The sequence below is a fragment of the Oribacterium sp. P6A1 genome (assembly GCF_000702885.1).
GTDB lineage: Bacteria > Bacillota > Clostridia > Lachnospirales > Lachnospiraceae > Oribacterium.
On sequence record NZ_JNKO01000021.1, the window covers coordinates 16,556 to 37,407 of the forward strand.

At 44.0% G+C, this 20,852-nt stretch carries 17 protein-coding genes; 15 read left to right on the forward strand and 2 right to left on the reverse strand.

Going from position 1 to position 20,852, the window contains the following annotated elements; all coding sequences use genetic code 11:
• The first annotated feature begins 318 nt into the window (after nt 1-318).
• The 5 genes from T515_RS12185 (at nt 319) to T515_RS12205 (ending at nt 9,218) form a co-directional block, all read left to right on the forward strand.
• Complete coding sequence (locus tag T515_RS12185; protein ID WP_036611557.1) at nt 319-1,374, forward strand: Wadjet anti-phage system protein JetD domain-containing protein; 1,056 nt, start codon at nt 319-321, stop codon at nt 1,372-1,374.
• A gap of 113 nt (nt 1,375-1,487) precedes the next feature.
• Nucleotides 1,488-3,035 carry a hypothetical protein gene (locus T515_RS12190; RefSeq protein WP_036611560.1) on the forward strand — a complete coding sequence of 516 codons (1,548 nt, stop codon included), beginning with the start codon at nt 1,488-1,490 and terminating at the stop codon, nt 3,033-3,035.
• A 21-nt stretch (nt 3,036-3,056) separates the two neighbouring features.
• Complete coding sequence (locus T515_RS12195) at nt 3,057-3,764, forward strand: DUF6063 family protein (protein WP_036611561.1); 708 nt, start codon at nt 3,057-3,059, stop codon at nt 3,762-3,764.
• Nucleotides 3,748-8,127 (forward strand): hypothetical protein, encoded by a 4,380-nt coding sequence (locus T515_RS12200; protein ID WP_036611565.1) that lies wholly within the window; start codon nt 3,748-3,750, stop codon nt 8,125-8,127. Before T515_RS12195 ends, T515_RS12200 begins: the two co-directional genes overlap by 17 nt.
• 92 nt (nt 8,128-8,219) lie before the next feature.
• The gene (locus T515_RS12205; protein WP_036611566.1) at nt 8,220-9,218 is read left to right on the forward strand and encodes a prephenate dehydratase; all 999 of its coding nucleotides are present in this window, start codon (nt 8,220-8,222) and stop codon (nt 9,216-9,218) included.
• A gap of 180 nt (nt 9,219-9,398) precedes the next feature.
• Here T515_RS12205 and T515_RS12210 read toward each other — a convergent pair whose 3' ends face one another.
• The gene (locus tag T515_RS12210) at nt 9,399-10,277 is read right to left on the reverse strand and encodes a LysR family transcriptional regulator (protein ID WP_197026444.1); all 879 of its coding nucleotides are present in this window, start codon (nt 10,275-10,277) and stop codon (nt 9,399-9,401) included.
• A 127-nt stretch (nt 10,278-10,404) separates the two neighbouring features.
• Nucleotides 10,405-11,778, reverse strand: coding sequence for an LVIVD repeat-containing protein (locus tag T515_RS12215; protein ID WP_036611569.1), 1,374 nt, complete (start codon nt 11,776-11,778; stop codon nt 10,405-10,407).
• A gap of 440 nt (nt 11,779-12,218) precedes the next feature.
• On the opposite strand from T515_RS12215, the gene T515_RS12220 reads away from it, so the two are divergent.
• From T515_RS12220 to T515_RS12265, 10 genes are all read left to right on the forward strand, one after another.
• Nucleotides 12,219-13,070 (forward strand): hypothetical protein, encoded by an 852-nt coding sequence (locus T515_RS12220; protein WP_036611571.1) that lies wholly within the window; start codon nt 12,219-12,221, stop codon nt 13,068-13,070.
• A gap of 156 nt (nt 13,071-13,226) precedes the next feature.
• A complete protein-coding gene (locus tag T515_RS12225; protein WP_036611573.1) occupies nt 13,227-13,934 on the forward strand; it encodes a nucleotide-binding protein in 708 nt (235 codons plus the stop codon).
• A gap of 114 nt (nt 13,935-14,048) precedes the next feature.
• A complete protein-coding gene (locus tag T515_RS12230; protein ID WP_036611575.1) occupies nt 14,049-14,264 on the forward strand; it encodes a 4Fe-4S dicluster domain-containing protein in 216 nt (71 codons plus the stop codon).
• Between the two features lies 1 nt (nt 14,265).
• Nucleotides 14,266-15,345, forward strand: a complete 1,080-nt coding sequence (gene vorB, locus T515_RS12235; protein WP_036611577.1) for a 3-methyl-2-oxobutanoate dehydrogenase subunit VorB — start codon at nt 14,266-14,268, stop codon at nt 15,343-15,345.
• Nucleotides 15,346-15,520: 175 nt separating this feature from the next.
• The gene (locus T515_RS12240; protein WP_036611580.1) at nt 15,521-16,264 is read left to right on the forward strand and encodes a thiamine pyrophosphate-dependent enzyme; all 744 of its coding nucleotides are present in this window, start codon (nt 15,521-15,523) and stop codon (nt 16,262-16,264) included.
• Between the two features lie 14 nt (nt 16,265-16,278).
• Nucleotides 16,279-16,839, forward strand: a complete 561-nt coding sequence (locus tag T515_RS12245; protein WP_036611582.1) for a 2-oxoacid:acceptor oxidoreductase family protein — start codon at nt 16,279-16,281, stop codon at nt 16,837-16,839.
• 93 nt (nt 16,840-16,932) lie between these two features.
• Nucleotides 16,933-17,844 (forward strand): phosphate acyltransferase, encoded by a 912-nt coding sequence (locus tag T515_RS12250; protein WP_036611586.1) that lies wholly within the window; start codon nt 16,933-16,935, stop codon nt 17,842-17,844.
• 55 nt (nt 17,845-17,899) lie between these two features.
• Nucleotides 17,900-18,967, forward strand: coding sequence for a butyrate kinase (gene buk / locus T515_RS12255; protein ID WP_036611590.1), 1,068 nt, complete (start codon nt 17,900-17,902; stop codon nt 18,965-18,967).
• A gap of 39 nt (nt 18,968-19,006) precedes the next feature.
• Nucleotides 19,007-20,245: an MFS transporter gene (locus T515_RS12260; protein ID WP_036611593.1), complete on the forward strand. Its 1,239-nt coding sequence runs from the start codon at nt 19,007-19,009 to the stop codon at nt 20,243-20,245.
• 105 nt (nt 20,246-20,350) lie between these two features.
• Nucleotides 20,351-20,773: a DUF2798 domain-containing protein gene (locus T515_RS12265; protein WP_051671702.1), complete on the forward strand. Its 423-nt coding sequence runs from the start codon at nt 20,351-20,353 to the stop codon at nt 20,771-20,773.
• Nucleotides 20,774-20,852: the final 79 nt, after the last annotated feature.

The window sequence follows — 20,852 nt, forward strand, 5'->3', positions numbered from 1 at the left end:
CAGCCGGAAGAACTGCATGAACTGTTCAGGGATGTTAACTAAAAGTAGTTAACGTCCTTTTATTGTATCATTCTTCATTTTCAAAACGTTACAAATTGCAACGCTTTGAAAATGAAAGCAGCTGAATATGGTAAATCCGTATTTTAATTTAAGATTGGATTATGCTACGATATAAGCAGTCTATAAACGTTGATTTATGCTTATATCGTAGCTTTTTTCGCATGTAATAAAAGCAAAAATCAGAGTCTGAAAGTGGTTCACAGGAGGGAATCTGTACGTATGGGTATGTACTCTAATCCCGGCTCTAAATGAGGTTATATGAATTGTGAAGGAGTGGACTGGACGGGAAATATGGGGATTAAAGAGAGTCTGTTTAATTACGGGAAAAAGAGTATAGTCACAGAGGAGCTGGCTGTACTTTTAAAGGTGAGACAGTCGGATACGGAAAAACTATTCGAAACAATAGAAGCTCTTAAGTCTGACGGGGTTATAGAACCTGTGAAAAGCTCCGGTACAAATGGGAATCTCAGATACCCTTTGTATAAAAAGTACAGGATTCTGGTTAAGAGAGAGGCGGATGAGGAGACGATTAAGGCCGTTAACAGGCTTCATCCTGTGCTTTTAAAAAGCGGATATCTTACGGCTGACCATGTAAGATATCTTGAATTCAGGGAAATTATTGATGGTCTGAACAGTTTTTTCTTTTCTGAGAGGAACGGGGATTATATATCGAGGAAAGAAAGATCCTATGAGTTGTTTGGTCGTGAGAAGGTGCTGAATGACAGCAGAGTAAAAGGACTTCTCAATAAGCTTGGTATATCCCGGGAAGATCTTCGGTTTTATGATACTCCTGAGTACTGTTTTCATGATTATATTCCGGTGAGAAAAGACAGTATGATCCTCCTTATCTGTGAGAATAAAGATATATGGTTCAACATCAGAAGATGCATGTTTGAGGATGAGTGGAAAAGTCTTTTTGGAGTTCCGATAGATGGAGTTGTCTACGGAGAAGGAAACAGAATTTCACAAAAAGAGGGAGCCCTGTCAGAGTATGTAAAATTTATGGGTGAACCTCAGGTTAGTTTCTTGTACTGGGGAGATATAGACAGAGAAGGATTCGATATATTTAAAAGAACCAAAGAAGTAAATACTTCTCTAGATATTTCGCTGTTTATTCCAGGATACAGGAGAATGCTTGAAAGAGCAAAGGGCACTCTGCTTGAAGACAGTCCGTCTTCAAAAAAGAAAGGAAGAGATTTCGGCGAACTGTTAACAGAGTTCACTGAGGACGAGCAGATATATCTCGATACAGTACTTGAAGAGAACAAACTGATACCGCAGGAAATCATATCCTATACGCAGCTGAAACCCTGAGCATTCGGATCAGCATAGGAGACATATATTTCCGAAGGAATGAGAGCGACACAAACTCAGATTTATGGCGATTTTTGACATTCACAGAATTATTATAAAAGGGAGGACACCACATGCTTCGTTCTGACATTAAAGAGTTGCTTCAGGATTTTCAGAACAGAATGAAGTTTATAGATATAGTCAGGAGCATAACGGTTACAAGTTATCCTGACGAAATAAAGAAAATGTTTAAAGGCGACTACGATGTTTTAAATAACCTCGTGGTTGCCGTTCTTTTGTATATAAAAGAAAGAACATTAAGTGACAGGCAGACCTGCAGTATAAAAGACGTAGCGGAGTTCTTGGATAATATAGTCCAGATAGTGCCGGAAGAATATGAGATAGATACCTTTAAGCTCGCCGGCTTCATAGTTGTCAATGTTCTTCAGAACAACGGAAAGCTCATTGAATATCAGACTTATTATGCAGATTCAGAAAACTTCAAGAAGATGCCGGTGCGTCTTATCAATGAAGAAAAAGGTTCCTATCATCTTACGGACGATGTATTTGATTTCCTATACAGATCAAAGGAGATAGAGTCGGAACTTGATTATTCTGTCACCCGTTTCAAGATGCAGGAGTATATGAAGCGAAAGAACTATACAGAAGCTCTTACCCAAAGTAAGGAGCTGGTGGCGAGACTAAGGAACATGCATCACAGTATGTATGATTTTATACTTCGCTGTCGCCAGAACATTGCGAAGATTACTGTTGATGAATACGAGAGAATAGTGGGACAGTTCAGAAATCTCATGGTTGATGAACAGAAAGAACTTGAAGAGATACAGAGAAATGCAAGAAGAGAGGCAGAATCCATAAGGAGTGCCCTGGAAAGCGGGGCGGATACGGAGGAAGCCAGAAAGAATCTTCAGTCTCTTGAAGAGATAAATAAGAATCTTGACATAACCATACTCCAGCAGCGTGCACTTATAATTACAAAAAGTTTTGTTTCAGAATCGTATAAGCAAATGCTGAGAGACAGCTTCGTCATAAAAAGTTTTGAACGGATGAACTTTGAACAGGATATCATGCGAAGACTTCGTAAAGCAGGAGACGAGCTCGGCGATGCGGTAAAAGTATTGCTTTGGCCTTTGGTAAAACCGGAACTGGAGAAAAGATTCAGCATCGAGAATTTTTATGCCATGAACGGTAGTATAGCTGATGCCATAGAGGAAGAGGGAGTTAATCTTGATTCTGAGGATGCTGAGGCGGAAGACATCAATCGGGAAAGAAATGAGATATATCTTGAGATAGTTACATCCTTTTTCGCATTTCTTCAGGACGAAAAGACTTCCGAGATAAAGAAATATATTCGTTCTCTTTCCATGGATCAGCTTCTAAGATGGAACAGAGACAGTATGCTTCCCAATACCCTCATGACCATGTATCAGAAAAAGGAGATAGACCTCGAAGCTCTTCGTAATGAAACCGGACTCTTTGTGGCGGAACCGCTGGGTGAGCTGGATCTGCTCTGGGTTTTGACAAAACTTCCGAAAAGCCACCTGAGCATGAGGAAGATAGCATTTGAAACGTCCGGGGAAAAATGCGAATTTACTGTTTTGGACGGGGAAAACAAAACGACCATAGAAATGACGAACTTTGTTGTTGAGATAATCAGGTGACAACCTTTATAGGAGAAAGACATGAATACAAATACTCTAAAACTCTATCACGAGCTTATGAAGAAGGGCTGGATAGACCGTGACGATAACAGTCTCATCTGGAGCTGCACCGAGGATCAGGAAGCGAGGGATGAGCTTGATCAGATGGGGATAGAGCTTGGATTTGAAATCATCCCGGCACCGAATCGAATTTATATGGTTCCGACCCAGGAAAATGACCTGTTCCTGAAGAATAATGTGGATTACCGTTCCGATATCAAGGCAGGCAGCGATGTCAGAACCAGAGATCTGTATCTTCTTAATTATCTCGCCGTATTTGTTCTGTTCACCTTTTTCAAAGGTGAAGGTAACGAAGCTCAGGTAAGGGAATTTATCACTAAAGAAGAGATGATAAATGAATTTACGGAACATTGTGAGAAGGTTACCAAGAAGGGCATTGAAGGAGAAGACAAGGTGACCGATTTCAGCGAAAATTTCTATATGCTGGCGGAGGACTGGCTTGGTAAAAAAGAAGGGGATCCCGGAAGCAGGAGAGTTGAGGACCGGTACGGTATCATTAACAAGATAATGCTTAAGTTCAGGGCAGATGAACTATTTACGGAGTATGAGGATGGCAGGATAAAGCCCACAAAGAAGACCCAGGATCTTATGCCCTATGTGCTTCGAAAAGACAGAATACAGGTGATCAATGAGTGGCTTCAGGAGGAACAGCATGCCGCAGATAAGTAAGATAAGGATAGTCAATTTCAGTTATAACGATGGCAAACGTTTCATACCGGATGAGCTTTATGACCTCACATCCTCCGAGGGTGAGGCGCTGAATTCTCTGTTTAATCTCAATAACGGCGGAGGCAAGACGGTGCTTGTCCAGCTCATGCTTCAGCCGGTTCATCCTAAGGCTATGGCCGGAGGAAGAAAGATAGAGGACTACTTTGGGCGTCCGGGGGAGCATTCCTTTGTTCTCATAGAGTGGAATAAGGACAGAAGTAAGGAAAAGCTTCTTACAGGCATAGCAATAGCAGGAAGAGCCAATGCTTCTTCGGAAGACAATCAAAGGGGCAACGCTGTAAGGTACTATACATTTTTATCTGAGTATGAAAGACACTCTCCCTATAGCATAGCTTCTTTGGAACTTAGTAAAAATGAAAACGGAAGATATGTTCCGGCTTCTTTTGAGTATGTCCGTGAAAAAGCAAAGCAGAGTAAAGGGCTTATGACCCATTATTCTTCAGATGAAAGTGTTCTGTGGGCGAAAAAGCTTTCGGAATACGGTATCTACAGATCTGAATGGGAAACGGTCATGGAAACCCTCAATAAAGATGAAGGTGGTCTTAATCAGTACTTTGATGATGCCAAAACCTCAGATAAACTTATAGCCAAATTCTTCATTCCGGCAATAGAGCAGAAGATGAGAAGCGCAGCTGGCGGGGGAACTGACAGTTCTCTCGAAACTATGCTCATAAACTATGCAAAAAAGATTTCGGAAAAGGATGAGGTTATCCGGGAGAAGAAGGTAAATGACAGTCTGCTTCAGGAGCTTAGCGGGTTAAATCAAATGAGTGAAGAGCTCTATACGGTCAATGATAAACTGACGGAAAGCATAGGGGAAGTATGCGGATTTAAAGCGGCTCTTGGAAGAAGGATTTCATCTATCGAAAGTGAGTCATATGATGCCACTGAAAAGATACAAGGCCTGGAAAATGAGTTAAGACATATCGATCATGAGGAAAAGTCAAAGGAATACCATGAGGCTCAGGCACTTCGGGAGACTGCGGAGACTGTTTTTGAAGAAGCATCTCGCGCTCTTTCCGAAGCCAAAACTGAGTCCGACGTAAAAAAGCATGAAGAGGATATCCTTCAAAGTGCAAAGCTTTACAGAGATATGACAGAGGCAGAAAACGAAATCACAGTCCTTAAAAAGCTTATTGATGAAAAGGAAAATGATTCGGAGGATGCGGAGCAGATTGCGAGACTTAAGTATTCTGTACTTGTAAAAGCTGAGAGCGCTGCTTCTGAAGCAGAGAAACGAAAAACTATAAAAGATACTGAGACAGAAGAAAAGAAAAAAGCATTATCTGACTGTGAAGCGGAAATGAAGAGAGCCGGAAAGGCCTATGAAGAAGCAAAGGACAGATATAATTCGCTGAGATCAAGGCTTGATGCAGCAAGGGAAAGCTCAGATGAAAGGATCAAGACCCTGGCAATAAATGTCATGCGAAGATTTGATGGTTTTTATCCGGAGGAGGAGATCCTAAAGGAGAAACTGGAAAGGGAAGAGAAGGAAGCTGCATTAAAATCAGCCGAGGAAGAGCTTAAATCCGAAATACATGAGCTTGAGAACAGGAAGAATCAGATACCTGAGGAAATGGCGGATGTGAAGCTTTCAGTGGGAGAAAAAGAGTCCGAAAAGAAATCTGCCGAAAGTGAGCTTTCCGAATATGATGATTTATATGAGAGACTCCTTAAGATATGTGAGAAGTATAGTCTTGAAAGCAATGTGATCTTTACCGGACGATTGAAAACAGTGGTTAAGGAAGATCTTGATATGACAAGAGCTGATATCCTAAAGTGCGGTCAGGATAAGGAGGCTCTTTTGGAAAGACTTCATGCCGCAGAAGAGGGACACCTTCATGTACTGCCGGCAGTCATGGATTATGTAGTGTCCACAGGAATAAGCTGCCAGACCGGAGAAGAGTATCTGTGCGGCCTTTTGGAAACCGGAGCTCTGACTAAGGAAAGGGTTGAAGGAATACTCAGAGACTATCCTGAGCTTGCTTATTCTATTCTTTTCAGCAATGAAAAGGATCTGGAAAGACTCCTTTCTGCGGGTAATAAAGAGTGGCTTCCTGCTCCGGTCCCACTATTTACCATGGAGCAGATGGATGAACTTATGAAAGGAAGTCTTTCAAAGGCTCAGTTTCTGGCTATTTGTGACAGGGCTTATTTTTCTGACAGAGAAGGATACTGGGATGAGATCAAAGAGCAGATAGGAACTTTGGAAGAGAAACAGAGGATGCATACAAGTCATCTGACAGATTGTGAAGCTTCAGATGAACTGGTGGCAAAATTTGATTATCCTGAGAACTGGAGGGATGATAAAGAAAAGTATATTGAAAATATCCGTAGTGAAGTTGATATGCTTCGTACAAGACAAAAGGAGCTTGAGAAAGAGTTTGCTGAAACCGGAAAAAAACTGAACGATTTAAGAGATAAACTTGAGGAAATACAAACCGGATTAAGGGATATCGATATATGGCTTGGTTCATTTTCAGAGCTTACTGTAATGCTCTCGAAGGAAAAAGAATGGAGTCTGAAGCTTGATGATGCATACAATTTAAAGCAGGATGCTGATAATGCTTATAAAAAAGCATGTGAGGAATATGAGATTATAAAGAATGATCTTGAAGTTCTTTACGTGGAGCGGGATGGTATTTCAGCAGAGATTTACGAAATACAAGCTAAATATGATAAGGTTAAAGGGGCAAGAAAGACAGAAGTTCTGGATGGTGAACTGGAGTCCCTTTATATGCAGTATATGACTCTTTTGAAAAGTCTCAGTGAAGGTCTACTGGAACTTAAAAACCGGCTTGATGATAAGCACGAGAGAAGGGCATCTCTTGAAGCGGCGCTTGAGACCTATTCCTGCGAAAAGGCGGAATATGAAGCGGTACGTTTCTCGCCGGAGAAGCTTCGTGATGTTAAGCTTCAGGTGAAAGAAGCTTCGGATAAACTTGAAAAGTGCCAGAGAAGTTTCAGCGATGCCAATGCTTCTTACGTTAAGTTAAATGATAGAGTAGAGAGAGCGACTTCTGCCCTTTATGAATTTGATGGTGTGATTCTTCCTAAAAATGAGATCGGTGATGATTTCAAAAACAGGAGAAGAACAGCAAAAGCAGATATAAAGAAGTTCTCTGAAACACTCACAGAGCTTGGAAATGAGAAACGGGCTATGGAGAGGATTTTTGACAATGTAGGAAGCCTGCTTGATGATTTTCAGTTTGGTGAAGTTGTTAAGGCAGTGACATTGGAAGAAGCACCCGAAGAACAGTGGAAGAAGATACGCGGAGAGCTGACAAGGCACAAAAATGAGTATCAGGACAGAAAGGATAAGCTGTACAGAAGCATCGGAGATACAGTCAGAGAGTTTAAGGATATGGCTCTTTCTGAGATAGTGAATAAACTCGGCGACATAGGAGGGATGCTTTCGGATGCAGGAATAAAGGGTGACAGACTCTTTACTGTTAGTGAGAGCATCACTGCCATGATGGATTCTATCGAAAAGATAAACCGGAAGATAGAGACGGATCTCAGGGAAATCGAAAATGATTTCAACGACATCGTGGACCAGTGCATGACTCAGGGGAAGCGGATGTATACGGATCTTTGGACTATAGTTCAAAGTTCAAGGGCTCATATATTTGAGGGCAAGCCCCAGATCCAGATGGTGAAAATGAATCTCCCGGAGGAGAAGGAAATCTCCGAGGAAGCGTCAAGGATATCCATTAGGACTGAAATCGAGCAGGGAGCCAATGAGATAAAAGATCTGCTTAAGGCTCAAGCTGATGATAAACAGATTCTGAAAAGAGCAAGGATCATAGTAGGAAGTGAGAGGCTGCTTCATAAGTATATAAGACAGGAGTCTATACAGGTGAAGGTTTATAAGATAGATATGAACAGTGCAAATTCCCTCTACAAGAGATGGGAGGACACTCTTACCCAGAGTTCCGGGGCTGAGAAGTTCGTAGTGTTCTTCTCAGTTGTTTTGACACTTATGAACTACACGAGATCTTCAGCAGGTCTTGTAAGCCGCTACAACAAGAGCGTGCTGATCCTGGATAATCCTTTCGGAAAGATCACTTCCGCACATCTCCTGAAACCCATGTTCGATATAGCAAAGCACTTTAATGTTCAGCTGATATGTCTTTCGGATATAAACAAGAGTGATGTCATCAACTGTTTTGAATGTGTTGTGAAGCTGGTTATAAAACCGCAGAATCTAAGTAACTATGAAATCATGACCCATGAAGGAAATGAGAGGATAGAACACGGTTACTACAAGATAATGAATGGGCAGATGAGTCTGTTTCAGTGATTGAAGAATGAGCCTCTTGTGACAATCGCTGTTGGTCAATAGTTCAAGTAAGCGTACTGTCAGAGAGTATGAAGGATGAAGGAGTATAGAGTATGAAGCTGATTAAGAAAAAAATATCAATTCTCATGATGATAATGTCTATGGCAGTGTTGCAGTCAGGTTGTGGGCAGTCATTAAATACACCGGCTGTATCGGATACGGTTTCGGAATCCGAAATCGAAGAAGAAACTCAATCAGGAACGGAAACTGATTCAGAAACTGAATCTAAAGCTGTAAATGAGTATGAATCCGCAACAGTCAGTTATCTGGGACCTGAGGGAACATATACCCAGGAAGCCTGCGGTGTGTTTTTTGACAAGAAGGGTAAATATATACCATATAAGACGGTTGCTGAGGCAGTGGAAGCACTGGTAAACGGAGAAAGTGAGTATGCTGTGATTCCTCAGGAAAATACCATTGGAGGAGCTGTTATAGATTATGTTGACATCCTCATCGGACAGAAAGATGTTTCTGTTGTGGGTGAGGTGGAACTCCCTATCAATCAGAATCTCCTTACTTTGCCCGGGACAAAACTTGAAGAAATAAAAAAAGTTTACTCTCATAAACAGGGAATTGCCCAGGGAAAAGACTGGCTGAAATCCAACCTTCCCGGTGCAGAGATCATAGAGGTTTCCAGTACAGCCGAGGGAGCTAAGCTTGTGGCGGAAGAAGGGGATACTTCAAATGCTGCAATTGCATCAGCGGCCTGCGCCGATGTATACGGATTGGAAGTTCTCGCTGAGAGCATCCAGAATAATGACAGTAATAAAACCAGATTCTATGTTCTTTCAAAGAATGAGCCTTCTCGGGAAAAAAGTGACAGGATGGCTTTTGTAGCGTCCGGAAAAGCAGAGGATCTTCCGGAACTCATGGATGATCTTGAAGATTCAGAAATGAAACTTGTAACCATCCATGACAGACCGAGAAAAACAGAGCTTGGAGAGTATCATTATATTATCGAGTGCTCGAACGCCGGCTATGATGATTACGAAAAACTCACAGAAAAGCATCCCTTTGAGTTTAGATTCCTGGGGGGCTTCTCATTGAAATGAGGAGATACCCCTACAACAAAGACAGGAGCTTTCGCTTTTGATGACCAGCATCAAGGCGAGAGCTCCTGTTTTTAACCCGGCCGGATGGTCGGTTTTTTATCCTGATACACTCTTAAAAACCCATTTTAATGGCATAAAAGGTCTAAAACAAATGACAATGTTAATGACAAAAATGGATGACTATTTATCTTTACTATTGAAGTGATCATATATCTTTTGATACAGGTCCTCCACCACAGGAGATATGGTACTTCTGGGCCAGGCCATGGAAATCTTCAGCTCTCCGCCCAGGTCCATGGTATGGATATTCGGATGATGTACACCTTCATACCAGGAATCAAGAACAGCTACACCCAGGCCGTTTTCAACAGATGCGAATACTGTGCTTATATTCGGTACAGCAAGAAAACGGGGGATGAAGCTGTAGGGTTTAAACATTAGCGCTATATCCTGACAAAGTTCGGCAACCTTTGGGTCATCCATCATATAGAAGGTGTAATCCTTGAAATCTGCGGGAGTTTTGATGTTTTCGAATCCAGGGAGTTTTTCCGAATAGGTTATGATACGTTTTATGGACGTGAAGTTCTGTCTCAAAAGATCCGAGCGTCCCTCCATATAATCATCTGTGCAAATGATGGCGTCCAGATGCTTATCATCAAGACCCTGCAAAAGATCCCGGAAGCTGATACATTCCAGTGAGATTTCAAAATTCGGATGGTCTTTTCTGTATGCTTCAATAACATCCGGCAAAAAGGATGACATATCCCAGCCCACGTTATATCCAAGTCGAAGACTTGTCATGCTATGGGAAAGCATCTTTCTTATGTTTATAAACTCCGCGTAATATCTCTGGAAAAAATTGAAGTACAGCTTGCCTTCATCCGATAAGGTGATATGACGGCTGTTTTCGCGTATGAAAAGAGTAACCCCCAGTTCCTGCTCCAGGGCAGAAATATAGCGGCTGATGGCGGGCTGGGGCAGATAGAGATTCTGTGCGGCCTTTGTAAAACTCTGATGTTTTCCTGTTTCTAAAAATGCTTCAATCTGTTTATCATTCATGAGGACATTATAGCAGAAATGTTTTTGCAGAGGCATGGATTATTGAAATATAACAACATTCCCGGACCAATCAAAGATCCGGGGATATAAGGAGAATAAAAAACAGGTTATTTGGGGAAAATAATCATCAAACGAGGCACTTCAGAATATAAATACCGTCGTGCATTGCATTAAGGTATATATAACCTCTGTCGTCAACTACAAGATCTTCTGCGGTTCCGAGAGGCTTGTTAGGCATCTTCACATCGAAGCAGAGCTTCTCAGGGTTAGGAGGAATGAAGTATGCGATCTCCTTTGGAACGTATGGATCGCTAATGTCATAGACCCTGAGTCCTGCGTGGAAATAGCAGTCATAGGCTCTGTCGCTTCTGTCCTCAAGCCATGGCTTTCCTGTCATAGGCTCATGAAGGTTGTGGGGACCGAAGGATGTGGGGTATCCGTATCCAAGGTCGTTGAAGTTCTTGTAAGGGAAGTTCTCAGGAACCTCAGGATAAGGAAGAACAGAGATGAGTACAGGATCCTCAGGATCTGATATATCGAACATTTCGATACCGCACATAGCCTGAACACCGAATTTCTCAAAATCCTTTCTGTTGTAGGTCCACTGACGCTCGCCTTCCTGCATTCCGATGGCATACTTTGTGCCGTGAATAGGCATGAAGGTATGACACAGAGCGCCACCGAACTTGGTTGCAAAAGGAGGCGTCATTTTTGCTTCACCGATGACCTGTGGCCACTCAGGATTTGAAACATCCAGAATCATAAAGCCTGCGCCGGCACAGCTTAAGTATGCTGTGTCTCCGTCAACATAAGGGAAATGAACAAATCCCGGATAGGTATTGTAACCCTGCCAGCCGTTCCATTCCTTTTCTCTTGTTTTCTTTGTCTGATTTCCGTAGAACTGTCCCGGATTCCACCAGCGCCCAACTTCCTTGGGATTTGTCGGGTCGGAAATATCTACTATTCTGTAAATGAAATCCTTAAATCCTACAGCGGTTGCGGAAAGATGGAGATATTTGCCTCCGTTATAGGTGAATCGGTGAACTCCTGCACCGGGGTTATCAGTGTCTCCGGTCGCCCAGAAGGAAAGCTTTTTAGGATGTTCCGGATCTTCCTTAAGTGAGAAAATATGAACTCCGCCTGGAGCCGGTGTGTACTTTTCAGGAGCCGGTCCGTGAAGGAATTCAAGGCAGTTTCCGTTGGAAACAATCATTAAATCATCCGCGATCTGAACCTTGGGTGTTGACATGTATGGATACTTCTCGGGATCCATAACGGGCATGTACTGTACATGACGTGGATGTGCAGGATCTGTTACCTCTATGATCTCAACACCGTAGCCGTAGAAACATCCGCCGTAAAGATAGTAGCGGCCGTCCCCGGTCTTATAAAGCTGTGACTGGAAAAGATAGTGGTTGTCCGCATCATGGTAAGCCACAACCTCCATATTCTTTATATATCCCTCATTTCCGGGACTCTTCGCATAGAATTTTTCGCTCATATATAACCTCCAAATTATAAAAATCAATCTAAACAGTAACTTTAAAATTCAGTGTATTGGTAGTATCAGTTCCATAAATGTACCGTTGAATTCTAAAATCCCTGACGGAACTGTTTGCCGATGCTGAAAGTCTAGCGGATAAAGGTTCTTTCCGTCCAATATCTAACTTTTTCGAAATCTATAACAGATTTGTTATGGAAAGTCGCGAATATTGATATTTTTTCTTCAAAGTCAGAAATGATATATTAGCGTCACCGCAAAGATGCACAAATAAAAAGCGTTAGCAAAGCCTAACTTAGTGCATGATGCGACATTAAGAGAAAGGTTTAACGTCATTGTGCATATGATATGCGACTGACAGAAATCCTTTTGTCGTGGCTTATGTCGGGTTCCTGAGTAGACAGGAAGAACCGATTTTATAAGACAACGGAGGTTTAATTATGGCTTACGACTTTAATATCATGAGAAGTCTTATTTATGTGGGACTTGCAAAGGAAGAGTACAGACCGAAGCTTGAGCACTGGCTTTACTATCATCATGTACCTGAGAGCATCAGCAAGTTCACACCTTATGTAACGAAGTATGCATTTTATCAGTGTTATCCTACACCACCTGAAGGTGACAGATTCGGTGCCAGAAAGATGCAGCTGACTGAGCACTACTGGATGGTGGATGAGCATCTTCCGGAGATGGCAAACAATATTTTCTGCGAGTATATGCCTATGGATGTGCTTCGCTGGCAGGGATGTATTCCGGATGTGGATTCTGCAACGGTTCATAACAATGCAGACTCCGGAGATGCAGGACGTGCAGCAGGAGGCGGAGATTTCCCGCCATTTATTTTCTCTTTCATTCCCATGAACTGGGAAGAGGATTTCAAGGGCAAGGGAAGAACTCTTGAAGATGGACCAAACTTCCGCTGGCAGTTCCTGATCCAGTATCCTGAAGGTGTTTCAAAGGAAGAGGGAGAGAGATGGTTCCACGAGGAAGTGGTTCCTTTCCTTACAGGCAGCGTAAGAGTAAACCGTGTTGTCAGCAGCAGGGTAATGAAGAATTACGGCGCTCCCGAGGCTCAGTTTGACAGAGTTTGCGAGGTCTGGTTTGAGGGACCTGAAGAGTGGTATGACCTTTGCGTAAATCTTGCAAAGACACATCTTAAGAAGCCTGAGTGGGCACAGCAGGATGAGTTCCCCTTCTTAAAGCCTCAGCACAACATAGCATCGGTATTCCTTGGCGACAGATGTACATCAGATAATCTGACACAGTACAGGGGCTATATAACCATGAGGTGACAAGGGAGAACACGGCTTTCAGCGGTCAACTGAAAGCAGAGAATGTTCTGATATAGGGCTGTGACCATCTTAAATATAGTTTTCTTAATCCGGTGGGATGAAGAGTGGTTCAAAAGTCGAAAGAAGCAATGGTTTTATTGAAGTAAAGAGGTGAACATGGAACTTTTGGAAAAAACATTGGCAGAAGGAAAAACAAACTTCGTGCTTATAGGTGAGGCGGGCTGCGGAAAATCAGAGATAGCTCTTAATCTTGCAAAAGTTCTTCATGAGCTTTCTGGAAAGACGGTTCATCTCTTCGATATGGACATGACGAAGCCGCTGTTCAGGTCAAGAGACCTTTTGAACTGCGAAGAACTGTCCGGTGTCACCATTCATTTTGAGGAACAGTTCTTTGACGCACCAACCATCGTCGGGGGTGTGAGGGAACTTCTGAAGGACCCGGACAGCCTGGTGGTCATGGACGTCGGCGGCGATGACATCGGCGCCAGAGCCATAGGAGGTTTCATGGCAGCGGCGGACAGGAACAGCCTTTATGTCATGTATGTTCTCAATTACTACAGACCTTTCTGTCAGGACATAGATCATATCGATCAATTCTTAAGAGAAATCCTTACGGTATCACATCTCGGTACCGAAGATATCCATTTCATAGACAATCCGAATATCGGCATCTCCACCACGGAAAATGAAGTGGTGGAGGGTGCTAAACGGATGGATGAGCTTGTTTCAAAGTACAAGCCCATCGAGATGGTTATGGTCAGAAATGAGCTGGAAGAAGCAGTTCGGGCTAAGCTTCAAGGGACAATACTTTTCCCGGTGCAGCTTTATCTGACCTATGACTGGCTGAAACCGGATATGGCATGAATAAATAGAGTCTAAAAGTTGATTCAGGAATGATTTTCCTATGAATACCTTCGCGAAGCGTCAGCCCTTTGCGAAGTTATATAAATGGCTGACTTTGATTTTGGAGGTCAGGAAATGGCAAAGTTCAGAATAAATGTGGTTTCCGAGCGGTGTAAGAGCTGCGGTTACTGCATTAAGTTCTGCCCAAAGCATGTGCTTTCGGTAGGATCAGAGGTTAATGCTAAAGGCTACGAATATGTGGTAGCGGAAAAGCAGGAGGACTGCGTAGGCTGTCTTACCTGCGGACGTATCTGCCCGGATGGGGCTATAGAGATTTATAAGGAGGACTGAAATGGCAAGAACATTTATGAAGGGCAGTGAGGCTGTTGCGGAAGCTGCTGTACGTGCCGGTTGTCGTTTCTTTGCCGGCTATCCCATCACACCTCAGAACGAGGTTCCGGAGTACTTCGCAAGAAGACTTCCCGAGGTGGGCGGAACATTTATACAGGGTGAGTCAGAGGTTGCATCCATCAATATGGTTTACGGTGCGGCATCTGCAGGTGTCAGAGCCATGACATCTTCATCTTCACCGGGAATCGCACTTAAGAGCGAAGGTATCTCATACTGTGCCGCAGCCCGTATCCCCATGGTGTATACAAACTTCCAGAGAGGCGGCCCAGGCGTAGGTTCCATTCAGCCTGCACAGATGGATTACTTCGAAGCAACAAAGGCTTCAGGAAACGGTGGCTTCCAGATGATGGTTCTTGCACCGTCAACAGTGCAGGAGGCTGTGGATCTCACGGTAAAGGCATTTGAACTGGCAGACAGAGACAGAAATCCTGTTCATATCCTTGCTGACGGTGTTATAGCCACCATGATGGAGCCTGTAGAGCTTCCGGAGATGATGCCGGAGGAGAAGGTTCAAGAGATAAGAGAGTCAAAGAGGAAGTGGGCTTTAGTAGGTCACAAGCTTGATTATCAGAACCGTGCATGGATTCAGCCGGGACAGTGGCAGACCACAGTTATGCAGCAGTGCAATGAGGAAGCAGCAGAGCTCTATGAGTCATGGAAGAAAAATGACGTCATGGTTGAGGAATATGAGCTGTCTGATGCCGAAATCGTGCTCACAGCTTACGGAATCTCAGCGCGTATCGCAAAGTCAGCTGTTGATATCCTGAGAAAGAAGGGCGTGAAGGCAGGACTTATCAGGCCTATAACATTGAACCCCTTCCCGACAGAAGCATTTGAGAAACTTGACTACGGACATGTTAAGGCAATTCTTTCGGTGGAAATGTCTATCCCTGCCCAGTATGCAACTGATGTTGAGGCTGTTGTGAGAAAGCGCTGTCCTGTTGAGAAGTGCTTGTGCTCAGGCGGAAACATTATGTCAAGAGAAGCCGTGATAGAGGCTGTGATGAAGATTATAGGATAAATATCGATACTTGAGATGAATATCGATGTGGGACATCACTTTTAAGTTAGTTAGAAACTCAGTTGGTGATGTTTGAAAAAAATATGCCGGATTCTACATGAACCCGGCATGCAGCATCAGCTCTTCGCGGAGCGAATTTTCAATGGGCTGATGTTTTCAAAGAAAGAGGCTTTATATGGCAGAACTTTTATATAGCAGAACAAAAAACATCCAGGAAGACAAGGTTTCCGGATTCTGTCCAGGATGTATGCATTCAACCATCATGAAATTGATCGGTGAAGTTATCGATGAGATGGGAATCATTGATAAAACTGCGATGGTACTCGGCATCGGATGCTGCGGTCTTCAGATGGATTATATGGCATTTGACAATATCACTGCCCCTCACGGGAGAGCCTGTGCAGTTGCAACAGGACTTAAGAGAGCTAACCCGGGTACTCTTTACTTTACCTATCAGGGTGACGGTGACCTTGCTTCCATCGGACTTGCAGAGACCATGTCTGCAGCAAACAGAGGTGAGAACTTCACTGTTATTTTTGTAAATAACGGTATCTACGGCATGACCGGCGGTCAGCTTGCGCCTACAACTCTTTTTGGTATGAAGGCAACAACAGCACCAAAGGGACGTATTGCAGAGGAGCATGGTTATCCCATGCATGTGTGCGAGACCCTGAACCAGCTTACAGCACCTCAGTATCTCGTAAGAACCAGCTGCAACAATCCTGCAAATGTTATGAAAACAAAGCAGGCCATCAGGAAAGCATTTGAATATCAGCTGGCAGGAAAGGGCTTCTCACTTGTTGAGATCGTAACAAGCTGCCCCACAAACTGGGGACTTGATTCCCTTAAGGCACTTGATTTCCTTGAGGAGAACATGCTGAAGGAATATCCCCTTGGCGTGATCAGAGATAAGGGCTGAAGGAGGTAAAAATAATGGAAACAAATTTATGTGTAGCCGGCTTCGGCGGACAGGGCGTCATGACCCTTGGAAAATTCCTTGCTTCAGCTACCTGTGATTCTACAGATAAGAATGTAACATTCTTCCCGTCCTATGGCGCTGAGCAGCGTGGAGGTACAGCAAACTGTTATGTTGTAATTTCGGATGAACTTATCGGTGCACCTCTCGGGGATGTGATGGACGACCTTATCGTTATGAACGGACCGTCTCTCAACAAGTTCATCGGAACACTGAAGGAAGGCGGAAGACTTTTCATCAACAGCTCCATCGTAAAGGACAGAATCGAGAGAGATGATATCGAGATCGTTTCGGCACCTGTAACTGAGCTTGCCCTTGAGATGGGTAATGCAAAGGTCCTCAATGTCATCATGCTTGGTGTATATGTTGGATACACAGAGGTTGTTGCCCCTGAGATTGTCTGGGGAACAGTGGAGCATAAGCTTTCAAGCAAGCCAAAGCTTCTTCCTCTTAACAAGGCAGCCTTCGACAAGGGCCTTGAGATAGGAAGAGAGTTCAGAGAGAAGAATAAACAATAAAAAGAGTTGCACAATAAGAAAATGCAGGGGATGTGGGCCAGGCCCCGCCCCGGTCGTTTCTGAATCAAGTGCCTATTTGAAAGGTTAGAACAAATGGTATTTCACAATTTCGAAGAACTGATCGCCAAGGTTAAGGGCGAGCCTTCACGAAAGGTCATGGCGGTAGCCTGTGCCAATGATGAACACACTCTTGAAGCAGTTGTTCATGCAAGACGTGAAGGAATCGTTGAGCCGTTACTGGTTGGTGACAGAAAGGTAATAAAGGAAATTCTCTCAGGTCTCGGTGAAGAGATTCAGGAGGAAAACATTTACGATGTTCCCATGGAGGACCTTAAGGGAGCCTGCGAAAAGGCAGTAAAACTCGTACGGGATGGCAAGGCTGACTTCCTTATGAAGGGTAAGGTTGATACAAAAATCATCCTCAAGGAAGTTGTCAACAAGGAATACGGTCTCGGACAGGGCAAACTCATGTCTCATTTCTCCATCTTCCAGGTTCCGGGCTATCACAAGCTTATCGTTCCTGTGGATGGCGGAATGGTACCATACCCTGACCTTCAGCAGAAGAAAGAAATCATTGAAAACACTGTAGATACTCTTGTTTCCATGGGATATGACTGTCCCAAGGTGGGAGTGCTTGCCTGTGTTGAAAAGGTGAATCCGAAGATGCCTGAGTCAGTGGATGGAGCAGAACTTCAGGCCATGAATGAGAGAGGCGAGATAAAGAACTGTATCGTGGAAGGACCTATACAGTATGACTGTGCCATGAGAAAAGACATCGCAGATTTCAAGGGACTTGAGTCAAAGATCGCCGGTGATCCTGATGTACTGGTTGCGCCCAATATTCACGCCGGAAACATTATGGGAAAGATGTACACCATTAGCTGCGGCGGAAAGATGGCAGGTTTCATCGTTGGTGCCAAGTGCCCTATCGTTATGGTTTCCAGAGGCTCTTCAGCAGAAGAGAAATATCTCTCCATCGTGGTATCGGCAGCAGCCAGCAAATAAGAGATAAATTTGGAAAATGACAGGCAGATAACCTGTCGTGAAGTAAAGGAAATATATGTTAAACGAAAAAATACTGGTTATAAATCCCGGTTCCACATCTACAAAGATCGCAGTGTATCAGGGTGAAGAGCAGCAGTGGACCGAAAGCATTGCCCACAGTCTCGAGGATCTGAAAGCATATCCCACAATCTATGATCAGCTTGATATGAGAAAGGAGCTTATCCTTGCAAGTCTCGTAAGTCACGGAGACAAGCTTGCTTCATTTGCAGCAGTTGTAGGTCGTGGAGGGGCGCTTCCACCGGTGAAGACAGGTGCGTATGAAGTTAATGAGAAGATGGTGGAAACCCTTCACTATCATCCTGTAGATCAGCATGCCAGCAATCTGGGGGCAGGAATCGCCTACAGCATCGCCAATGAAATCGGCGTTAAAGCTTATATCTACGATGCCATCACCGTTGATGAGATGACTGAGGTCAATAAGATCACAGGCCTAAAGGGTGTAAGAGTTCCTGCAAAGGGTCACAATCTCAATACCCGTGCAGCAGCTCTCAAACTTTGCAGAGACAAGGGGCTAGATTACAACAAGGTAAACATCATAGTTGCACATCTCGGCGGCGGAATCACTGTAAACCTTCATTCCAAGGGTAGAATCATTGATTTCTTCAATGATGAGATCGGAACCTTTGCTCCGGAGCGTGCAGGGGGACTTCCCACCTACGCACTTGTAGATATGTGCTACAGCGGGAAGTATACAAAGGAAGAGATGATGAAGAATCTTCAGCGTCGAGGCGGCATGATCTCCTATTTCGGAACTGCCGACATGCGCGACGTTGAAAAGCTTATCGATGAAGGAAACGAAGAGGCAGCGCTTCTTTATGAAGCCATGGCTCTGAACACTGCAAAGACCATCGCCCGTATCGCTCCATCGGTTGACGGACAGGTTGACTGCATCGTTCTCACAGGAGGACTTGCATACTCTGAGCGTTTTGTAAACTCAATCAGAAAGCATGCCGGATTTGTAGGGCCTATAGAGGTTATCCCCGGGGAGAATGAGATGAAGGCCCTTGCGGAAGGAACCCTCAGAGTGCTTCGCGGCGAGGAGAAAGCGCGGATTTTTGAGTGAATTTAAAGATATAAAAAAGAAGGGTTTAGTGATTAATAAATGAAACAATTAAACAGATGGCTTTATGCCATTGCCGGAGTGCTGATCCTGCTCTTTGCCGGACTCATCTATGCCTGGTCCGTTCTTTCGGGCCCCATGGCAGCGGAGTATCCGGGATGGAGTAAGGGGGCAATGTCTCTCTGCTTTACTCTTGCCATGAGCTTTTTCTGTATCGGCGGTCTCGTAGCCGGTCTTTTGGCCGGAAAAGTAAAGGAAAAAGTGATTTTCTTTCTGTCAGCCATACTGTTTCTGCTTGGATTCTTCCTTGTAAGTAATATGAAAACGCTGATTCAGCTTTACCTTGGTTTCGGCGTTCTTGCGGGCCTTGGCGCCGGATTATCCTATAACACTGTTATGGGCTCCGTCACCAAGTGGTTTCCTGATAAAAAAGGTCTTATTTCGGGAATCCTTCTCATGGGTTTCGGAATGGGCGCTTTTATAATAGGAAAGCTTTATACAGCTTTAAATCAGACTTTCAGCTGGAGAACAGAATTCAGTGCACTTGGCGTCATGGTTTTCCTGGTGATTCTTTTCTGCGGGATGATTATCAGAAAGCCAAATGCAGAAGAGATTTCCGGATATGTTACAGCATTCAAAGGGACAGCACAAAAGAAGGGCAATGACTTTACCACAAAGCAGGTGATAGCAGATCCATCCTTCTGGTTATTCTTTGTTTATGCGGTACTTCTCAGTGCTGCGGCTCTCGCCCTTATCGCCCAGGCAAGGGGAATAGTGACGGATACTGCACCGGAACTCAGCGCCGGAAACATTGCCACCATAGTGGGACTTATCTCAGTGTTTAACGGAGTGGGAAGAGTGATCTTCGGCGGGCTTTATGACAGGCTGGGACAGAAGATGACAATGCTTCTGAATTGCGCTCTGTACCTGGTCTCGGTGCTTGTGAACCTCGGCGGACTGAAAACCGGAAGCCTTCCGCTCGTAATTCTTGGCTTTATTCTTTTCGGACTTTCTTACGGAGGAGTTCCCCCAACGAACTCGGCATTTATGATGGATTTTTACGGAACGAAGCATTATCCCGTAAACTTCTCAATCGTAAATCTGAACCTGCTGTTTGCCTCTTTCGGTGGAACTCTTGCGGGAGTGATCTACGACAGACAGGGAAGTTATATGACCATTTTCATGATCATGATGGTGGCAGTGGTCATGGCGGTGGTTTGTACCATGCTGATAAAAAAGAACACTACAGCAGCTGAAGAATGTGAAGCACAAATGGGGTGATGGCTTTCGTTATGACCTGCGTAAATACAGAGGGAGCCTGATTAGATCCGGTTCTGCAGGTCAGGCATAAAACGCGCCGGAATACGGTCATAGAGGGATATTGATATGAGGGAAAAAACCCGTTTTTTCAGGTGGAATGTCATTACAAATATCTGTATGGCGCTGTCCATCAATACAACAGCAACCCTTCTTGCAGGAGGTGACATCCTGTCCGGCTGGGTGAAAGGCTGTTGCTGTGCTTTCACCATCAACACAGTGGCGGCGGTCATCATACCGGTGGGAGCCATCGGTAAATGGTTCGCAGAGGACCTTTTAAAGACAAAGCCCGGCAGATTTTCTGAGATGCTGGCAAGAAACTTTATCATCAATGCAATTTATGTCACCATAGTGAGCCTTTCCATGGCGCTTATCAATGTTGGAGCCGGGGATGAATTCCTGGGCGCCTGGTGGTCAACATACCCCATACTTCATGTGGTGGGGCTGATCACCAGCCTTATTATCGAGAAACCGTTAAAAGCATTGGTGTAAGCTGTCAGGTTCCACAGAGGTGTATGAGTATATTTCAAATACAGAACATTAAATCATAAGACATTAGCATGGAGAAAAG

Bases quoted from the DNA above. Each gene is read 5' to 3' on its own strand.
- T515_RS12205 (WP_036611566.1), top strand. From the start codon at position 8,220: ATGAAGCTGATTAAGAAAAAAATATCAATTCTCATGATGATAATGTCT.
- T515_RS12225 (WP_036611573.1), top strand. From the start codon at position 13,227: ATGGAACTTTTGGAAAAAACATTGGCAGAAGGAAAAACAAACTTCGTG.
- T515_RS12260 (WP_036611593.1), top strand. From the start codon at position 19,007: ATGAAACAATTAAACAGATGGCTTTATGCCATTGCCGGAGTGCTGATC.
- T515_RS12250 (WP_036611586.1), top strand. From the start codon at position 16,933: ATGGTATTTCACAATTTCGAAGAACTGATCGCCAAGGTTAAGGGCGAG.
- vorB (WP_036611577.1), top strand. From the start codon at position 14,266: ATGGCAAGAACATTTATGAAGGGCAGTGAGGCTGTTGCGGAAGCTGCT.
- buk (WP_036611590.1), top strand. From the start codon at position 17,900: ATGTTAAACGAAAAAATACTGGTTATAAATCCCGGTTCCACATCTACA.
- T515_RS12245 (WP_036611582.1), top strand. From the start codon at position 16,279: ATGGAAACAAATTTATGTGTAGCCGGCTTCGGCGGACAGGGCGTCATG.
- T515_RS12230 (WP_036611575.1), top strand. From the start codon at position 14,049: ATGGCAAAGTTCAGAATAAATGTGGTTTCCGAGCGGTGTAAGAGCTGC.
- T515_RS12210 (WP_197026444.1), bottom strand. From the start codon at position 10,277: ATGAATGATAAACAGATTGAAGCATTTTTAGAAACAGGAAAACATCAG.
- T515_RS12195 (WP_036611561.1), top strand. From the start codon at position 3,057: ATGAATACAAATACTCTAAAACTCTATCACGAGCTTATGAAGAAGGGC.
- T515_RS12185 (WP_036611557.1), top strand. From the start codon at position 319: ATGAATTGTGAAGGAGTGGACTGGACGGGAAATATGGGGATTAAAGAG.
- T515_RS12240 (WP_036611580.1), top strand. From the start codon at position 15,521: ATGGCAGAACTTTTATATAGCAGAACAAAAAACATCCAGGAAGACAAG.
- T515_RS12215 (WP_036611569.1), bottom strand. From the start codon at position 11,778: ATGAGCGAAAAATTCTATGCGAAGAGTCCCGGAAATGAGGGATATATA.
- T515_RS12220 (WP_036611571.1), top strand. From the start codon at position 12,219: ATGGCTTACGACTTTAATATCATGAGAAGTCTTATTTATGTGGGACTT.
- T515_RS12200 (WP_036611565.1), top strand. From the start codon at position 3,748: ATGCCGCAGATAAGTAAGATAAGGATAGTCAATTTCAGTTATAACGAT.
- T515_RS12265 (WP_051671702.1), top strand. From the start codon at position 20,351: ATGAGGGAAAAAACCCGTTTTTTCAGGTGGAATGTCATTACAAATATC.
- T515_RS12190 (WP_036611560.1), top strand. From the start codon at position 1,488: ATGCTTCGTTCTGACATTAAAGAGTTGCTTCAGGATTTTCAGAACAGA.